Raw genomic sequence first — 17,161 nt, forward strand, 5'->3', positions numbered from 1 at the left:
GAACGCAAGGAGCTCATGGATGAGCATTTTAAAGATTTATTACCCCGAAGATACACACAGCGAGCCAGTCACCTCGCAGGAAGAATCTGCTTCAATGATTCTTCCGTTTCAGAGAAGATACCCTAAGAAACCTCATTTTCTTAAACAGGAGGACTGGGTATTAAAGCGAGCACGCATTCTGTTTCAGAACCAACAGTGCCCCGCTTGCAACAGCTCTTCCATCGACAAACTGGAATTACGAGATGGTTTACTCAATCGGAAGAATCGCCTGATTCCCGGTACTTCAACGGTTGTTGGCTTCCGGTGTGAATCTTGTGATACAGAATGGCCCGCCTGACTTCGCGGGAATCGAGCAAATCACATTACTGAGAAGTAATTTTCGACAGCAAAGTCAAATGCGTCTGGTGAAAGTTTCTTAGGCATTTCTTTGTAAACGCAGAAATTTTTCACCTGCAGTAACAGGTCACGTGGCTGACAGGCACGGAACGGCCGATTGACGGCTTTGTAATGCGTGTCGACCAGATACTGGTACGACTTTTCGTCGAATTGGAAACCCATCAACGGTGCCATCAATTCAAACAACGCCCGAAATTCCTCTTCCGAGGGATCAAGGGCTTCGATCTTGTATGGAATCCGCCGCAAAAACGCAGCATCAACCAGATCTTTCGGCTCCAGGTTCGTGGAAAAGATAATCAGCTGGTCAAACGGGACCTGTATTTTCTTTCCACTGGGAAGATTCAGAAAGTCGTATCGTTTTTCCAGAGGCACAATCCAGCGATTCAGCAATTCGTCAACGGGCATTCTCTGTCGACCAAAGTCGTCAATCACGAAGGTGCCACAATTGCTTTTCAACTGCAGCGGTGCTTCACAAATTTTGGTTTGCGGGTTCTGGGTGATCTCCAGTTCTTTCATGGTCAATTCGCCCCCCGCAATCACGGTCGGACGCACGATCTGAACCCAGCGTGGGTCGACGCCTGATAAATCAAACAGCCCCTCTGAATTATTTTCCTGAATCACCTCTTCATGCAGACCGGGATCAAAGATCCGGATAATATCGCCATCAATTCCCATACAACGGGGAATCCAGATCGTTGAGCCAAAGGCTTTGGTAATCCGCTCGGCAATACTGGTTTTCCCATTACCGGCTTCACCAAACAGAAACATACCCCGTCCTGAATTGACGGCAGGGCCCAGACGATCCAGCATCTTCGGATTAATAATCAAATCGGAAAATGCTTCTTTCAAATCTGCTTCTGTCGCTTCCTGCTTGGCAATACTCTGGGCTTCCATTGCCTTCAGATAATCTTTGAAACAAACGGGGGCCGCACCGAAATAGGTACACTCTTGTGTATAGCGACGGGCACGCTCACGTCCCAGCTCGGTAATTGTAAATTCATAGTCGCCCATTTCGGCCGTGCCACCATAGGCGACCAGCTGGTCCTGCTTAGCACGTTTCAAGATGGGGTCGATAATGCCGAATGGAAGTTTGACCTGCTGACTGATCTGACGACCGGTCTGCGTTCCCTTGGCGAGCAGGTATTTTAAGATCAGGCGTTCAATTTCGTCCTGGGTTAAGCCGGTGTCTTCTAATGTTTCAGGGCATTGAGGAATAAAGCTTCCGTGTTGTTGCTCATCAGCATCCCCCTTCAACAGAGACTGCACACGATTAAATAACTGGCTCAGGTGTTGATCTTTACCGATCACACGCATAGGCTCAGAGACATCCGTTTCGCCGGAAAGCTGTTCCGCGGTTTTGACCGCCAGCTCTTCTAGTGCAGCTTCACTACTCGAATCGTCCGAATCACCATCACCGGTCAGATTCAGCATGCTGAGCGAAGCAAGCAATTCTTCCGTGTTAACAGCATTCGAAGCAGTTTTGCCCTGTTTCTCAGGATCACTGTTTTTGTCTAACAAACTTGAAAGATCGGATTCAGAGTCGTTCGCTGCCATGGTCGGTTCACAATCAATCAATTTGCACTGAAATAAACAGTTTACATCACCTGAATGATATCGCACTGACAATCAGAGCCTGTCAGGAATGATCCAGATAAAATGCAGTGACATTTCATTTTCTTAGATGCAAGGAAACCTTAGGTCATATAACTCACAAGTCAAATCGATTCTGACCGACACCAGAAAGAACCTGCCTCTCCAATCTTTGAATGCAGTCCTCTCAGATGATCCTGTGAATACCGAATTGCCGCCCGTGTATCGATCAGTGCGATTATTCCATTCATCCCGATTAAGCATCGCAAAGAAGATACGACCGTTTATTTTTATGAACGACTGTGCGATCAAAGACTTACGATTTGACTTGATATCGCGGCGACCTAGATTCCTTCTGTAAGAGGTCCCATTCTCGAATGGGCAAGGTCTGTCTTCACCTACGTATCGGATTTATTATGTGCGGAATTGCGGGAATCATTCAGTCTGTCCGGCAACCAGTCCAACAGGCAGAATTGCAGAGCATGATTGAGACGCTCAATCATCGTGGCCCGGATGCTTCAGGCGTCTCAGCAATGGGTTCCGTGGGATTTGCACACAGCCGACTAAGTATTGTCGACCTCGCCGGTGGTTTACAGCCAATGCAATCCGCTGACGGCATGCTGACCGTTACCTTCAACGGTGAAATTTATAATCATATTGAACTCCGTGCCCTGCTCTCGAGCAAAGGCTATCAGTTCCGCACGCACTCCGATACGGAAGTCATTCTGCATATGTATGCCGAATATGGGCCCGAATGCGTTCAACAATTCAATGGCCAATGGGCCTTTGCCATTTATGATCAGAAACAACAACAGGTGTTTCTCTCCCGTGATCGCATGGGAATCCGTCCGCTTGTTTATACACAGACACCAGGTCGTTTCCTGTTCGCTTCCGAAGTCAAAGCGCTGTTTGCGCTGTCCGATGTCGAACGCAAGGTCGACCTGACCGCGATGAACCAGCTGTTTACATTCTGGTCGCCTCTGCCGCCACGTACATTTTTTGAGGGAGTCTCCGAACTCCCTCCCGCACACTCCATGATTGTCAAAAACGGTCAAATCAAGATCTGGCAATACTGGAATCTGGATTACAGCCCGAACGAAGAACACAGAACTCTGGACGATTGGGCCGAAGAACTGCGAGCGTTGCTGATCAATGCCACCCAGCTTCGTCTACGGGCAGATGTCTCTGTTGGTGCCTACTTGAGCGGTGGGCTCGACTCATCAGTTACAGCCGCCATCATTCGCAATTTCACCAATGCGCCGCTGAATACGTTCTCCGTGAACTTCAACGATAAAGACTACGATGAAAGTCAGTTCCAGCAGGAAATGATCCAGGAACTGGGAACCGATCACCAGACTGTCTGTTGTTCATACGAAGACATTGGTCGCATCTTTCCCACAGTAATACAGCACACCGAGAAACCGGTTTTACGAACGGCTCCCGCGCCGATGTACCTTCTATCGCGACTGGTCAGAGAAAATCAGTTCAAGGTTGTGATGACCGGCGAAGGAGCAGACGAAGTGCTTGGCGGTTACGACATCTTCAAAGAAACTAAGATTCGACGTTTCTGGAGTCGTCAGCCCGATTCAAAAATTCGACCGCTGTTGTTGAAGCGACTCTACCCCTACATGAAAAATCTGCAGGCACAGTCACCCGCTTATCTCAAAGCGTTTTTCAAAATCCGTGAGGATGAAATCAACAGCCCGTTCTTTTCACACCTGCCTCGCTGGGATTTAACAGCCAAGCTAAAAACGTTTTTCAGTGACGACATCAAACAGGAATTATTGAATCAAGATCCGCTGGCTGATTTTTCCGATCAACTGCCTGAACGATTTTCAAAATGGCCTTCCTTCTGCCAGGCACAATATCTGGAATCCATCAACCTCATGCCCGGCTACATTCTGTCTTCTCAGGGTGACCGCATGGCGATGGGGAACTCGATTGAAGGCCGCTTTCCGTTTCTGGATTACCGCGTCGTCGAATTCGCCGCCCGGATTCCCGTGCGATATAAAATGAACGGACTCAACGAGAAATTTCTGCTCAAATACGCGATGCGCGACTTGATTCCCGATAGCATTCGAAAACGCCCCAAACAACCCTATCGCGCACCAGACGCACACAGCTTTGTCAATACCGACAAACAGAAAGCCCGCTTCGAATATGTCGAACGGCTATTGTCGCCCGAAAAGCTGAAAGAGAATGGCCTGTTCCAGCCAACAGCCGTCCAGCGACTGGTCAAGAAAATTGAACAGGGACGCGCCATCGGCACCCGCGACAATATGGCGCTGGTGGGCATCCTTTCCACCCAACTGCTGGTCGAACAAATGATTCAGACGCAACCAGCGACTCACGAAAACAAACGCACTGAAAGTGCGGCGTTACAAACCTAGTTATTTACTGACACTAATAATCCTTAACTAATAACTACTATTCTAGAGGTAAGAAAATGAGCTCTGTCCAATCGATTCAATCTGACGTACGAAATTTTGTCGCTGAGAATTTCCTGTTCGGCGAAGATCCGGAATCACTCAACAACGATGATTCATTCCTAGAAACAGGAATTATCGACTCAACGGGTGTTCTCGAACTGGTAGCCTTCATCGAAGACAAGTATTCCGTTGAAGTCGATGACGATGAACTGGTTCCTGAAAACCTGGATTCGATTGATCGCCTGATTAACTTCATTGAATCAAAACTCAAAGAATTAGCTTAATTTCCTAAGGAGCAGGCCGTTGTTGCTGCAATCATTTTTAGAACAGAGTGAGCAGAATGATCCCCAGAAGGTTGCGCTGGTTGTCGACCAGCAGCGCTATACCTATCTGGAACTCGAACAGCAAAGCAATCGCCTGGCACAGGCATTATTGCAGCGTGGACTCGGACGCGGAGACCGGGTCGCTATCCATCTTGAAAATTCTCTGGAAGCTGCCGTCGCGATTTTCGCCGTGCTGAAAGCGGGCGGCGTGTTTGTGATGGTCAACCCCACCACCAAGATCGATAAATTATCGTACGTTCTGAATAACTGCCGTGCCCGCGTTCTGATCATTCCGGAGAAGAAACGCAAAACGGTTTTCGAAAACTCCGATCTGTTACCACATTTGAAAAACGCAATTACGGTCGGAACAACTGCTGAATCACCAGAAGACAATGAACTGCAAATGCCCCGGTTTGATGCCTGGGACCAACTGCAGTCAGAATTCGCCGATCACATTTCACCGCCGGCAATCCCCACGATCAGCATCGATCTGGCAGCCCTCGTTTACACATCCGGTTCCACCGGAAATCCCAAAGGGGTCATGCTGACTCACTTAAATATGACCTCGGCGGCACGTTCCATTACGACCTACTTAATGAACGAGCCTTCGGACATCATTCTGAATGTGCTCCCGCTCTCCTTCGATTATGGCTTGTACCAACTACTGATGGCGTTTCGCGTGGGAGCCACATTGGTCCTCGAAAAATCATTCACGTATCCCCATGCGGTCCTGCAGAAAATCATCAGCGAACGTGTCACCGGCTTCCCGCTGGTTCCCACAATGTCTGCCATTCTGTTGAAAATGGACCTCTCAAAATACGACTTTACGAACCTGCGTTTTATCACAAACACGGGAGCCGCCTTACCGACAGAACACATTTTGACCTTCCGCAAAAGACTGCCCCACGTGCAGATCTTTTCGATGTACGGTTTGACCGAATGCAAACGGGTCTCGTACCTCCCTCTGGATCAGGTTGATACCAGAACAGGTTCGGTAGGCATCGCCATGCCCGATACCGAAGTCTTTATTGTGGATGATGCAGGACACCACCTGCCGCCGGAACATGTTGGCGAACTGGTCGTCCGTGGCGCGAATGTCATGAAGGGTTACTGGGAAGCTCCCGAACAAACCGCTGAGCGTTTAAAACCAGCCGATTTACCAAACGAGATGCTACTCTACACCGGCGATTTATTCCGCATGGACCGAGAAGGATTTCTCTACTTTGTTGGCAGACGAGATGACATCATCAAAAGCCGTGGTGAAAAAGTCAGCCCCAAGGAAGTCGAAAATGTCCTGTTTACCCACGAGAAAATTTCAGAAGCAGCCGTCGTGGGAGATCCCGATCCCGTCTTGGGACAATCTATCCGTGCCATCGTCACCTTGATGCCAGGAGAGGAATTGGCCGAAAAAGAAGTCCTCGCATACTGCCGAAAACATCTGGAAGATTTCATGGTGCCACAAAAAATCGAATTTCGGGATGAACTCCCCAAATCTCCGAACGGCAAGATCGACAAAAAACAACTCACACTTCCCTGAAGTGATAGAACAACAACAAACAACGTTACTACCAACAATAAAACGATTTGCTGAACGACTCTGTCAGCGAATAAGGAGAATAGAGAAACATGATCACTCAGACGAAAGCATTCAGCCCTGAATTATTGAACCTCGATTGTGCAGCAGAAACCGACCGCATCGTCAAATGGATGCAGGAAACGGTTCGCAAAACGATGCGTAAAAAAGGAGCTGTTCTGGGTTTGTCCGGCGGAATCGACAGTAGCGTGGTCACAGCGTTGTGTGTCCGTGCCTTCGGAGCCGATCGTGTTCTGGGAATCATGATGCCCGAACACGATACGAAAGATGAAAGTCTGACCTACGGTCAACTGCTGGCGGATCATTTTAACGTTGAAGCCATCGTAGAAAACATCTCACCCATGCTGCAGGGAGCAGGCTGCTATGAGCGCCGTGATGCCGCCATCAAACAGGTCATCCCGGAATATCAGCCGAACTGGAAATCAAAAATCGTTCTGCCCAACCTGCTTAAGGAAGGCGGCTACCGCGTCTTCTCTGTCGTTGTGCAAACTCCCTCGGGAGAATTCATCAAAAAACGACTCCCATTATCCGCTTATCAAACGATTGTCGCCGCGACCAACTTCAAACAGCGTTGCCGCAAAATGATGGAATACTACCATGCAGACCGTTTGAACTACGCCGTCCCGGGAACACCGAATCGGCTTGAATACGATCAAGGGTTCTTTGTGAAAAACGGCGATGGTGCAGCCGATTTAAAACCAATTGCGCACCTCTATAAATCACAGGTATATCAGCTCGCTGCCTACCTGGACGTACCCGAAGTCATTCGCATGCGGCCTCCCACAACCGACACCTACTCTCTGGAACAATCTCAAGAAGAATTCTTCTTCGCTGTCTCTTATGACAAACTGGACTGCTGTCTTTACGGTTTAAATAACGGCTTTCCAGCCGCAGATGTCGCAGCAGGCATTGGGCTGCCCTCAGAACAGGTTGAATTGGTTTACGGCGATATCGAATCCAAACGCAAAGCGGCTCGTTATTTACACATGCCGCCACAGCTGATTGATTCCGTATCCAAACATGCCGAAGCTTAGTGTACTTCATGTGTAGTGTTTTTTTATTAGATTTGAATGTGATTCCCAGGTCCGCAACCTGACCCAGGTCGGTTTTAACCGCGGCTAACGCCGTGCGGCTGATCTTGTTTATGGGTACTTTGCCAGCCGGAATGACTTATTAGCCGAAGGGCGTTAGCCCCGGTTCATCCTCATTTGTAAGGACTATTCGAATTAAGAAACGCTATCTGGCCGTCAAGAAATCAAACAGGAAACAGAACCGTGAGTAAAAGAGAACTCCTGGCAAAAGCGCTGGACTGGTCTGGTTTCAATAAACTGGCTCGTTCGACTCATCTCTGGAATGGACTGATTGTCCTGAATTACCACCGGGTCGGTGAAGCCAATCAGTCACTCTTTGACCATGATCTCTGGAGTGCTTCTGTCGAAGACTTCGAACAACAGGTGCGTTTTCTCAGCCTGAACTTTGACCTGATCCGCATTCGTGATCTGGACGACCTTTGGAATCGGAAGAAAGGGCGCCACGTTCTGATTACATTCGACGACGGCTATCTCGATAACTATGAATGTGCCTTTCCCATTCTGAAATCTTATAATTCGCCCGCCACATTCTTTCTGACAACAGGCTTCCTGGATGACAGAAAAGTAGCCTGGTGGGATGAAATCTCCTGGATGGTCCGCTGCGCCACGCAATCAGAATTACCTGAAAATTCCTGGACGGGTGATGCTGTCTCATTGAAATCAGATGACTGCGATCAATCAATCAAAAGGCTGCTCAGTGTCTTCAAAAAATTATCGGGGGATGAAACGGAAACGTATCTGAACTTCCTGGCAGAGCAAACCGGCGCCGGACGCTGCCCGCAGGAAATCGCAGACCAGGTCTGGATGACCTGGGATATGGTTCGAGAAATGCATGCAGCCGGCATGGATTTCGGCGGGCATACTGTTAACCATCCCATTCTGGCAAACCATCCTGAAGAAACACAACGATTTGAAATCGAACACTGCAAACAGAGAATTGAAACGGAAATCAAAGATTCGATTTCCGCCTTCAGCTATCCCGTCGGCGGAAAAGACTGCTTCAATCAACAAACCAGAGACTGCCTGCAGCAGGCCGGTTATCGCTGGGGCTTCAGTTATTACGGCGGTTATTCCCAGTTCGGTCCATGTGACAATTGGGATGTCCCACGAATTGCTGTGGAATCCGAAGAACCAGCGACACTCTTTCGTGCTGCCGTTTCACTTCCACAAGTCTTTTGCTGAAACAGAGTGTACATTAATCACGTCCCGCTTCCTCTTCTCCAGCCAGAAATCTTTCGTTCCTGCCTCTCCTTTCCCGATATTTTCCGAGAATTTGTGATCCTGTAGTCCAGTTGGTTGACGATTCTGATTGAATTTGCGATAACAGCGGACCGCTTTAAAGGTTGTGGTACGCGCAGCAATGTGACGGATATCATAATCCTGACTGCTATATCTAGTCTGATCCTCTTGGCATAATGACTGTAAACTATTATGTAAGAATAGTTTACTATGATCAGGCTCTAATAATAATTCTTTGCCGTTCATCAAGTACACAGTACGGCAGCTTGTGATTAATGTGGGAGAAAGTCTGAATGGGTCGTTACACAGGACCAAAAGGACGGGTGAACCGTCGCTTAGGAGCTTTGGTTTTCGAAGACGCAGGTGCAACACGCGCATTGGACCAGCGAAACCTTCCGCCAGGAATGTCACAGCGTCGTCGCAAGGCCTCTAACTATGGTCTCGCCTTGATCGAAAAGCAGAAGATCAAATTCTATTATGGTCTGCGTGAGCGTCAGTTACGTCGCTACTTCGACAAAGCCCGCCGCATCAAAGGTAACACCGGGGAAGCATTGCTGATTCTCTGCGAGCAACGTCTCGATAACGTTGTCTGCCGTGCCGGATTTGCTCAAACGCGTCCACAAGCCCGACAGGGAATCGTACACTCACACTTCCAGTTGAACGGCGTGACTGTCAACAAGCCTTCCATCTGGGTTAAACCCGGTGATGTCATTACTGTTCGGAATCGTCCGAACCTCAAAAAACTCTATGGTGAGTTGGTTGAGTCTGGCCGTCCCGGATGTGCCTGGATTACACTGGACAAAAAAGCGTTGGCTGCCAACGTGGTCACTGCACCAACCTTTGAAGACGTCAGCCTGCCGGTAGACGTGGGTCAGGTTGTGGCTCTGATCTCCCGCTAAGGGAATCTCAAAAAACAACTCAACACTCCGAAAAGCACATTTGTTTTTCGGAGTGTTTTTTATTTACCTTCATTAATATCTCCCCCTCTGGGGTGAGAATTCATTTGTGAAACGTTATTGTAATAAACTGATCTCAGGTCAGAACGGCCTGAATTCGAACGCAGTAACCGCCGTGGTTTCTGGAATCAATATCGGCCTTGAAACATAGAGGCATAGTTATGGCGACGGAACGTCGAAAAGCCGTCCTGCTGTTTGGTGCTCCCGGAGTTGGTAAAGGAACTCAGGGTAGAATCCTCGGTCAAATTCCCGGTTTTTTCCACCTCTCCAGTGGCGACGTCTTTCGTTCGATCGACATTGAATCTCCCGAAGGTCAGGAAATCTATAAATACAGTTCGCGGGGAGAACTCGTTCCCGATGATCTCAGTATCCGGATCTGGAAACAGGGACTCGATGCCCGCGCCACGCTCTCGATGTATAAGCCAAGAAAAGACATTCTGATTCTCGACGGAATTCCCCGAAACGTCGAACAGTCAAAAATTCTGGAACAACATATTGAAGTCCTCAAAGTTCTGCACTTAACTTGTAGCGACGAAGAGGAAATGATTCACCGCATCCGTCATCGTGCGATTCGGGAAAACCGGGCCGACGATGCGAATGAAAGCGTCATCCGACGCCGCTTCGAGATCTATCGCGAAGAATCTTCCCTGGTTCTCAGTTGCTATCCCGAAGAGATCATCGCCCATATTGATGCCATTGGCTCACCGGCGGGTGTCCTGCTTGCCTGTCTGGAACAGTTGGTTCCCGTTCAGGATGCCCACTTCCGAGGCGAATAGAACACAAACGACCAGAACGGAATACTACAGCGAACAACACAATCAATTGACCAGAAAGGCGCGCTCATGGCCGGTTTTAATCTTGGATGCCCCTCGTATCTGAATCGAACACGGATCTCTTGTCTCAGTCTTCTCGTCCTCTTGATCATAGTCGCTTCGATTCAAACCGCGACCGCAGCCACCCGACCGGCAAAACAACACCCCAACTTTGTGGTCATCTTCACCGACGATCAAGGCTACCAGGATGTCGGCGTCTTCGGCTCTCCCAATATCAAAACTCCCAATCTCGACCAGATGGCAAAAGATGGCGTTCGCTTTACCGACTTTTACGCCGCCCAGGCTGTCTGCTCTGCGTCCCGGTCGGCTTTGTTAACCGGCTGTTATCCGAATCGGATCGGAATCCAGGGCGCACTCGGCCCACAATCAAAAATCGGCATCAACGCTGAAGAAACCACCATCGCCGAAGTCGTCAAGCCATTGGGTTACGCCACCGCCATCTATGGAAAATGGCACCTCGGTCATCTACCTGAATTCCTCCCCACCCGGCACGGCTTCGATGAATATTTCGGGCTCCCCTACTCCAACGACATGTGGCCCTTTCATCCCACCGCCGGCAAACGTTTTCCCGATCTCCCGCTGATCGAAAATGAAACCGTCATCAACCCCAAAGTCACCGGCAAAGAACAGGCCCAGCTCACCACCTGGTATACCGAACACGCCGTCTCCTTCATCAACAAAAATCATGACCGACCGTTTTTCCTCTACGTCCCCCACTCCATGCCTCACGTTCCCCTGTTCGTCAGCGATAAATTCAAAGGCAAATCGGAACAGGGGCTCTACGGCGATGTGATCATGGAAATCGACTGGTCTGTCGGCCAGATCCGGCAAGCCCTCAAAGAAAACGGCATCGAAGACAATACCCTGGTCATCTTCACCTCTGACAATGGCCCCTGGCTCTCCTACGGTGATCACGCCGGCTCGGCTCTACCGCTCCGCGAAGGGAAGGGAACAGCCTGGGACGGCGGACAGCGTGAGCCCTGCATCATGGCCTGGCCTGGACAGATCCCTGCAGGCACCGTCTGCAACCAGATGGCCATGACCATTGATATCCTGCCGACCATCGCGTATCTCTCCGGCGGAAAAGTCCCCCAGGACCGCATCATCGACGGCAAAAATATCTGGCCTCTGATGAGCGGCGAAAAAGGAGCCAAGTCGCCACACGAAGCCCTACTCTTTTACTGGGGCGGTCATTTGAATGCTGTCCGTAGCGGCAAATGGAAACTGCATTTCCCTCATCCGTATCGCAGCCTGAAAGACAAACCCGGTTCCGGCGGTACCCCCGGCCCCTACATTCAAAAGAAAACCGGCCTCGCTCTGTATGATCTCAAAAACGATATCAGCGAAAGCAAAAACGTGGCCGACCAGCATCCTGATGTCGTCAAACGCCTGACCGCGCTCGCAGAACAGGCCCGCGACGATCTCGGCGACACCGGCACCAAACGAAAAGGCAAAAATAAACGCCAACCAGGCCGCGTGGACTGAAGCCAGCGTTTCATTTTCACGCGTTTATTCAATCATCTCCTCGGCAAAGCTGCGATATGCTGCGCCGAGATTCTCAGCCATGGAACCGGCAAACTGATGAAACTGCCCTGATTTTATTGCCGCCACAACCGCTGACGCAACCAGTTCCGGCGGATCAGCCACTTCGAAGCCGGCATCGTCTCCCATATCCGTCGCAGTAGGTCCCGGATGGATGCTGATCACGGCGGTCCCCTGCTCCTCTAGAATTTGTTTCAATGCCTGCGTCACAGAATAAGCGGCTGCCTTCGAAGCACAATACGTTGTGAACTCCGGCACATTTTTCAAAGAGGCAATCGAATTCACCTGCACCAGTACTCCGCCACCATTGCGTTTGAGTACCGGGGCAAAGGCCTGCGCAACACGAATCAATCCATACACGTTCGTGTTGATCTCGTACTCCAATGCCTCAATCGCATCCGCCGACAAAGCAGACGTGCTGGTGAGCACTCCCGCGTTATTCACAACCAGTGAAACATCACTGGCGACTTCAGCCGCTTTGTTGATGATCTCTGGCTTCGTCAAATCCAGTTCCAAAGGAACCACGCGATCCCCATACGCTTCAGTGAGCGCAGTCACCGATTCAGGCTTTCGCACAGCCGCATAAACCTTCGCGGCTCCTGCTTCCATGAACGCTTCCAGAATCGCCTTACCAATCCCACGATTTGCTCCCGTCACCAAAGCGACCTGATTTCGTATTTCATAAGTCATCAAATCATTCTTTCCCTGAATAAATTTTCGCGATTGAACCGCGCGATCCATTACATCCTTTAATCTAACTCCCGCACCGCATCACACTCATGATTGGCAATCAATACAGCCAGATCGCGAAACGTCTGCAGCTCTGGCGGTAGTGGGTTTATTATATGCCTCACAATGAACGCTGCAATCGTCCCCAGAAAGATCATAAAAAACAGCCCCATTATGAAAGTTTCCCCAATATTGTATGAACTCATCACCGGCATCAACGCTCCCCAGAGGAAGCACCATCCGATAAAGGTCATCACATCCATCCATAACCAGTAGATAGGAAGCTTCGCCACTCTCTGTCCTGTCATCCAGCGTAGTTGTGACCAGAAATTGATCAGCGAATACCCCTTCAAAACATCCCCAATTCGCGTACTCGGCCCGAAGGTCGGAGACCGTTTTTTCAACGTTCTCACAAGCTGTTGAATACCATAAAAAGCCCCCGCGGGTCCGCACTCTGTACCGAGCACCTCTACCGGCTGAAAAGAAATCGCAGTCGCCCGTACTGCGATAAACTGCGCCAATCTGCGAAAAGTAAAATCCGCGGCATAAAGACGCTCCCACTCTTCTTGATCATCTTCCAAAAGCTCCAGTCCAAAATACTCGGTCCATTCCTTTTCAGAACATTGAAAATGAAAGTAATACTCCATCATCTGGAACCATGAGAATACATCATCGAGTTCAATCTCTTCCTGTGCCCAACGAGGTATGGGGGTCTGCAAGAAATAATCGATGCGAGCATCTGCATCAAAAGCCGGATAGCGACTTAACCAGTCTGGCGTATCAGAAAAAATCACTTCCTCTACTCCACGCAGAATCTGCTTTTCCGTATATCGTAACGGACTCATTGAGAATTCCTCTTAAGAATGATTTGAGGCAACATTCGCCGGGATCCACTCTGCATCACCGCCGTGGTCTGCAATCCACACCGCCAGATCGCGAAATGTCTGTAGCTCTGGTGGCAGTGGATCTGAACGATGAGTGTAGAGGGAATTAACAAACCAGGTTGAAATTACATACAGAACTGCGCCAAGCAAGATGTAGAAGTTCCCTGTTAAGAACACCATGGGGAAGGTGATCAACAGACCCCAGAAGGCAATCATGCAGCCCCAATTCGTGAGAAATCCCCAGTGTCTCGAAAGCTGAGGCAGACGTACTCCTGATCTCCAGCTGAGTTGACTCCAGAAGGAATTCAGCTGATAACCACGAAACGCGTCAATGATGTTTGTACTCGGCGTCACCTGACATTTCGCTGAAACCAGCTGATTTGAAATCTGCTCGATGCCATAAAACACACCCGCAGATCGACACTCTTTGTTGATCACCATCACGGGCTCAAAGGAAACCGTATTCACGGCCCGCTTCTGAATGAATCGCGCCAGTACACCAAACGTTAACTGCGGCGCGATCTCGTTTTTCAATACTTTAAGATTAGGCGTTTCTGGAAACCCCAACTCTTCATACAGCTCTTTAAGCGAAATCTTGATGTCGAACAACTTTTCCAGACGGAAAATGATATCAAACGGATCAACCGGAGCCCTTAAATGTTCCTCTTTCATGTACAGATCAATGCGAGTCTCAGCATCGAACGGACGCTCGGTTCCCATCGCATCACACCAGCATTCATAGATACCGGCCAGAATCTGCTTTTCAGAATATTGTGTCTCTGTCATCGAAGTCCCCTTTCGACAAGCGACAGTAAAATGATTCGCAAGAGCTTCATCTCATTAATTCAAATCATAAAAGATATCACCCGCCGTTGATAGAAAATCTTCCTCCATCCCCCAAAATCGGGATTTTTTGATTTCACTCTTCGTTCTCCTGATGCACAATATGAAGATTTGATGCAGGTTTGATGAACCTGCTCTGAGGCGCTTGAGTGAATCGTGAACCATACTCACAATGATCCAACCATTTAGATGCCTTGTATATATGAAGATTCAGACCATTTAACTCCATCCAAAGGATGCACCGATTATGTACGCGAACCGGGCCTCGCTGATTCGGATGCTCATACTGCTGTTGATCTGGAAATGCTCCCCACTCGAACTCCTCGCTTGCACCACCGCCGTCATCAGTGGAAACGCGACGGCTGACGGGCGTCCTCTGCTCTGGAAAAACCGTGATACTTCTGCCAGTCATAACGAAGTCATCCTGCTCACTGCAGGACCGCTCCGTGCTGTCGCAGTTGTGAATGCGGGCGCTCGCAAGTCGGCCTGGATGGGCATGAACGAAGCCGGCTTCTGCATCGAAAATTCGTTGAGCAAAGACCTCAGTATCAAAGGCAAGAAATCAGGACCAGCCAATGGCCGCTTCATGAAACAGGCACTGCAAACCTGTAAGACGGTAGCCGACTTCAAAAAGCTGCTTGATGAAACCAACAAAACCGGCCGCCGCACCCTTTCCAATTTCGGCGTGATTGATGCACAGGGCGGCGCTGCCCTGTTTGAGACCGGCCCCAACAGCTATACCATGTTCGATGCCAACGATCCCGCGACCGCACCCCACGGTTATATTGTCCGTTCCAACTTCGCCACCACCGCCCGCGATTTTCCCGCCAATCCGACGCCCGAACAGCTGGGAAAAATTTACTCCGCCGAACGGTATTCCCAGGCCTGTTCCCGCCTCGACCTGCAAAAAGCAAAAGGCATCACCGTCGACTATCTCATTCGCAATCTGACGCGCGATCTTTCCAGTAAAACAGGTACCCCCTGGCCCGGCACCGTGAATGGCTCGAAACAAAAGCTGCCCGCCATTATCAAGACCAACAACACTATCAGCCGCACGACCACTGTTTCCGCAGCCGTCTTTCAAGGCGTCAAACCAGGAGAAGATCCAAGCCTCGCCACGATGTGGACCATCCTCGGCGATCCCAGTTTCTCCATCGCCGTCCCCTGTTGGGTTGCAGTGCAGGACATCGCCGATCCGCTTGCCGACGACAATGGAGCCGCGCTCGGCGAGATCGCCATTACCCTGCGTGCCTGGAGCAAGACCGACGACGGCAAAGGCATCAAAACGGAATATCTGCCCGGCATCTGGTCCGATCTCTGGCCCGTCGAAGACCAAATTCTGAAACTCACACAATCGTTCCAGCAAGGACGCCGTGAGCATGGTTATTCTGCGGATGCCATCACTCGCTTTCATCAGAAAATGGCGTTGCTCGCTATGACGGCGATGCAAAAAGAACTCCGCGATATGAAACAGGCGGCACTCGCTCTGCCAACTCCGCCCCCGCCTCGATTTGCTCCGGTCAAAAAGACCATCGTGATCCCCTGACCTCGAATTCTCATACAAGGATTTGGTACTGATGCACCATTTCACGTTTCGACCATCCCAGTTTTTCGTCCTCAGTTTCCTGATTCTTCCCTGTTCGGCTGATGCCGAGGAAGCCAAACCTGCGACGAAACTGGTTCGCGTGGCTGTGTTTGATTATACCGGAGAAGAATCCAACGGACCACGAAATCTGAAACGCATCCTGACACCCGAGCATGGCTTCTCTTTTCAAGTCATCACTGCTGAGGAAATACGGAACGGCTCCCTCAAGGATTTTGACGTCCTCATCATGCCCGGCGGCAGTGGCGGAAAACAGGCTAAGACCCTGAAACCAGAGGGCCGCGAAGCGGTCCGCACTTTTGTCAAAAACGGAGGCGGCTACGTCGGCATCTGTGCCGGCGCGTATCTCGCCTCTTCGCATTACGACTGGTCGCTCGATCTGATCAACGCCCGCGTCTGGGATCGTGCGCACTGGAAACGGGGGCAGAAAAAGGTTGCCATCCAACTCACTCCGGCAGGTCAGGAAGTCCTCAGCAAAACCCAAGCGAAATTCAACATCTATTATGCGAACGGCCCCTTGCTCGTTCCCGACAATCAACCCGATCTTCCCGGCTACGAAGTCCTCGCCCGCTTTGAAACGGAAGTCGCCAGAAACGGCGCTCCCACTGAAGCGATGATCGGCACACACGCCATCATCCGCTCCCAATTCGGCTCCGGTCGCGTCATCTGTTTCAGTCCTCACGCCGAAGTCAAAAACGGCCCCCACTCCCTGATCGCCTCCGGCATCTACTGGGCCGCGAATCCTGAATAACGACGGTCAGTTTCATGCTCATCGTTTCACTCTTTGTCTAAGATTTGCCCAATCCCCTTCCCGATCTTCAGCTTGACACGTTCCCGAATCGAACGAAACTATGCGGAGATAACGTCGCGCGTGCGAGGCACGAATTTCTCGTTTGCTCGCATTCCCTGTTTTTAACTGGACTTAGCAAAATCAGCATTCAGGCGCCTCATTTGAAGCAACAACTGGTTTCTAACGCATAGGAAAATCGTTTCACCCAACAAATACAGAGTATAACCGATATCAACGCCTCGCCCCAGTTCACTCTGAGTAGTACGCTAAAATGGCGTTATCAGAGCGTTTCAAAGAACTTCATGAGTGGATGTCAAGG

At 50.0% G+C, this 17,161-nt stretch carries 15 protein-coding genes; 11 read left to right on the top strand and 4 right to left on the bottom strand.

The window, feature by feature from the left end:
- Positions 1–19: 19 nt before the first annotated feature.
- Positions 20–337 carry a hypothetical protein gene (locus Pan241w_RS22510; protein WP_145220181.1) on the top strand — a complete coding sequence of 106 codons (318 nt, stop codon included), beginning with the start codon at positions 20–22 and terminating at the stop codon, positions 335–337.
- 20 nt (positions 338–357) lie between these two features.
- Here the strand turns inward: Pan241w_RS22510 and Pan241w_RS22515 are convergent, their stop codons facing one another.
- On the bottom strand, positions 358–1,950 hold the full coding sequence (locus Pan241w_RS22515) for a P-loop NTPase family protein (protein WP_145220183.1): 1,593 nt from the start codon (positions 1,948–1,950) through the stop codon (positions 358–360).
- A gap of 452 nt (positions 1,951–2,402) precedes the next feature.
- Between Pan241w_RS22515 and asnB the strand changes: the two genes are divergently transcribed.
- From asnB to Pan241w_RS22555, 8 genes are all read left to right on the top strand, one after another.
- Entirely contained in the window at positions 2,403–4,376 is a 1,974-nt protein-coding gene (asnB, locus tag Pan241w_RS22520; protein WP_145220185.1) for an asparagine synthase (glutamine-hydrolyzing), read from the top strand.
- Between the two features lie 56 nt (positions 4,377–4,432).
- The gene (locus Pan241w_RS22525) at positions 4,433–4,699 is read left to right on the top strand and encodes an acyl carrier protein (RefSeq protein WP_145220187.1); all 267 of its coding nucleotides are present in this window, start codon (positions 4,433–4,435) and stop codon (positions 4,697–4,699) included.
- Positions 4,700–4,718: 19 nt separating this feature from the next.
- Positions 4,719–6,275, top strand: coding sequence for a class I adenylate-forming enzyme family protein (locus Pan241w_RS22530; protein WP_232107239.1), 1,557 nt, complete (start codon positions 4,719–4,721; stop codon positions 6,273–6,275).
- Positions 6,276–6,364: 89 nt separating this feature from the next.
- Positions 6,365–7,366 carry an NAD(+) synthase gene (nadE, locus tag Pan241w_RS22535; RefSeq protein WP_145220189.1) on the top strand — a complete coding sequence of 334 codons (1,002 nt, stop codon included), beginning with the start codon at positions 6,365–6,367 and terminating at the stop codon, positions 7,364–7,366.
- A gap of 240 nt (positions 7,367–7,606) precedes the next feature.
- Positions 7,607–8,605 (top strand): polysaccharide deacetylase family protein, encoded by a 999-nt coding sequence (locus tag Pan241w_RS22540; protein WP_145220191.1) that lies wholly within the window; start codon positions 7,607–7,609, stop codon positions 8,603–8,605.
- Between the two features lie 350 nt (positions 8,606–8,955).
- Positions 8,956–9,561, top strand: a complete 606-nt coding sequence (gene rpsD / locus Pan241w_RS22545) for a 30S ribosomal protein S4 (RefSeq protein ID WP_145220193.1) — start codon at positions 8,956–8,958, stop codon at positions 9,559–9,561.
- 218 nt (positions 9,562–9,779) lie between these two features.
- Positions 9,780–10,394, top strand: a complete 615-nt coding sequence (locus tag Pan241w_RS22550) for an adenylate kinase family protein (RefSeq protein ID WP_145220194.1) — start codon at positions 9,780–9,782, stop codon at positions 10,392–10,394.
- Positions 10,395–10,460: 66 nt separating this feature from the next.
- The gene (locus tag Pan241w_RS22555; RefSeq protein ID WP_145220196.1) at positions 10,461–11,936 is read left to right on the top strand and encodes a sulfatase family protein; all 1,476 of its coding nucleotides are present in this window, start codon (positions 10,461–10,463) and stop codon (positions 11,934–11,936) included.
- Between the two features lie 24 nt (positions 11,937–11,960).
- Here Pan241w_RS22555 and Pan241w_RS22560 read toward each other — a convergent pair whose 3' ends face one another.
- The 3 genes from Pan241w_RS22560 to Pan241w_RS22570 all read right to left on the bottom strand — a co-directional run bounded on the left by Pan241w_RS22560 (position 11,961) and on the right by Pan241w_RS22570 (position 14,392).
- The gene (locus Pan241w_RS22560) at positions 11,961–12,683 is read right to left on the bottom strand and encodes an SDR family oxidoreductase (RefSeq protein WP_145220198.1); all 723 of its coding nucleotides are present in this window, start codon (positions 12,681–12,683) and stop codon (positions 11,961–11,963) included.
- A gap of 59 nt (positions 12,684–12,742) precedes the next feature.
- Complete coding sequence (locus Pan241w_RS22565) at positions 12,743–13,516, bottom strand: hypothetical protein (protein ID WP_145220200.1); 774 nt, start codon at positions 13,514–13,516, stop codon at positions 12,743–12,745.
- A gap of 63 nt (positions 13,517–13,579) precedes the next feature.
- Positions 13,580–14,392 (bottom strand): hypothetical protein, encoded by an 813-nt coding sequence (locus Pan241w_RS22570; RefSeq protein WP_145220202.1) that lies wholly within the window; start codon positions 14,390–14,392, stop codon positions 13,580–13,582.
- Between the two features lie 304 nt (positions 14,393–14,696).
- On the opposite strand from Pan241w_RS22570, the gene Pan241w_RS22575 reads away from it, so the two are divergent.
- Positions 14,697–15,995, top strand: a complete 1,299-nt coding sequence (locus Pan241w_RS22575) for a C45 family peptidase (RefSeq protein ID WP_145220204.1) — start codon at positions 14,697–14,699, stop codon at positions 15,993–15,995.
- 31 nt (positions 15,996–16,026) lie between these two features.
- Positions 16,027–16,803: a BPL-N domain-containing protein gene (locus tag Pan241w_RS22580; RefSeq protein WP_145220206.1), complete on the top strand. Its 777-nt coding sequence runs from the start codon at positions 16,027–16,029 to the stop codon at positions 16,801–16,803.
- Positions 16,804–17,161: the final 358 nt, after the last annotated feature.

Origin of the sequence: Gimesia alba (assembly GCF_007744675.1) — a bacterium.
Lineage (GTDB): Bacteria > Planctomycetota > Planctomycetia > Planctomycetales > Planctomycetaceae > Gimesia > Gimesia alba.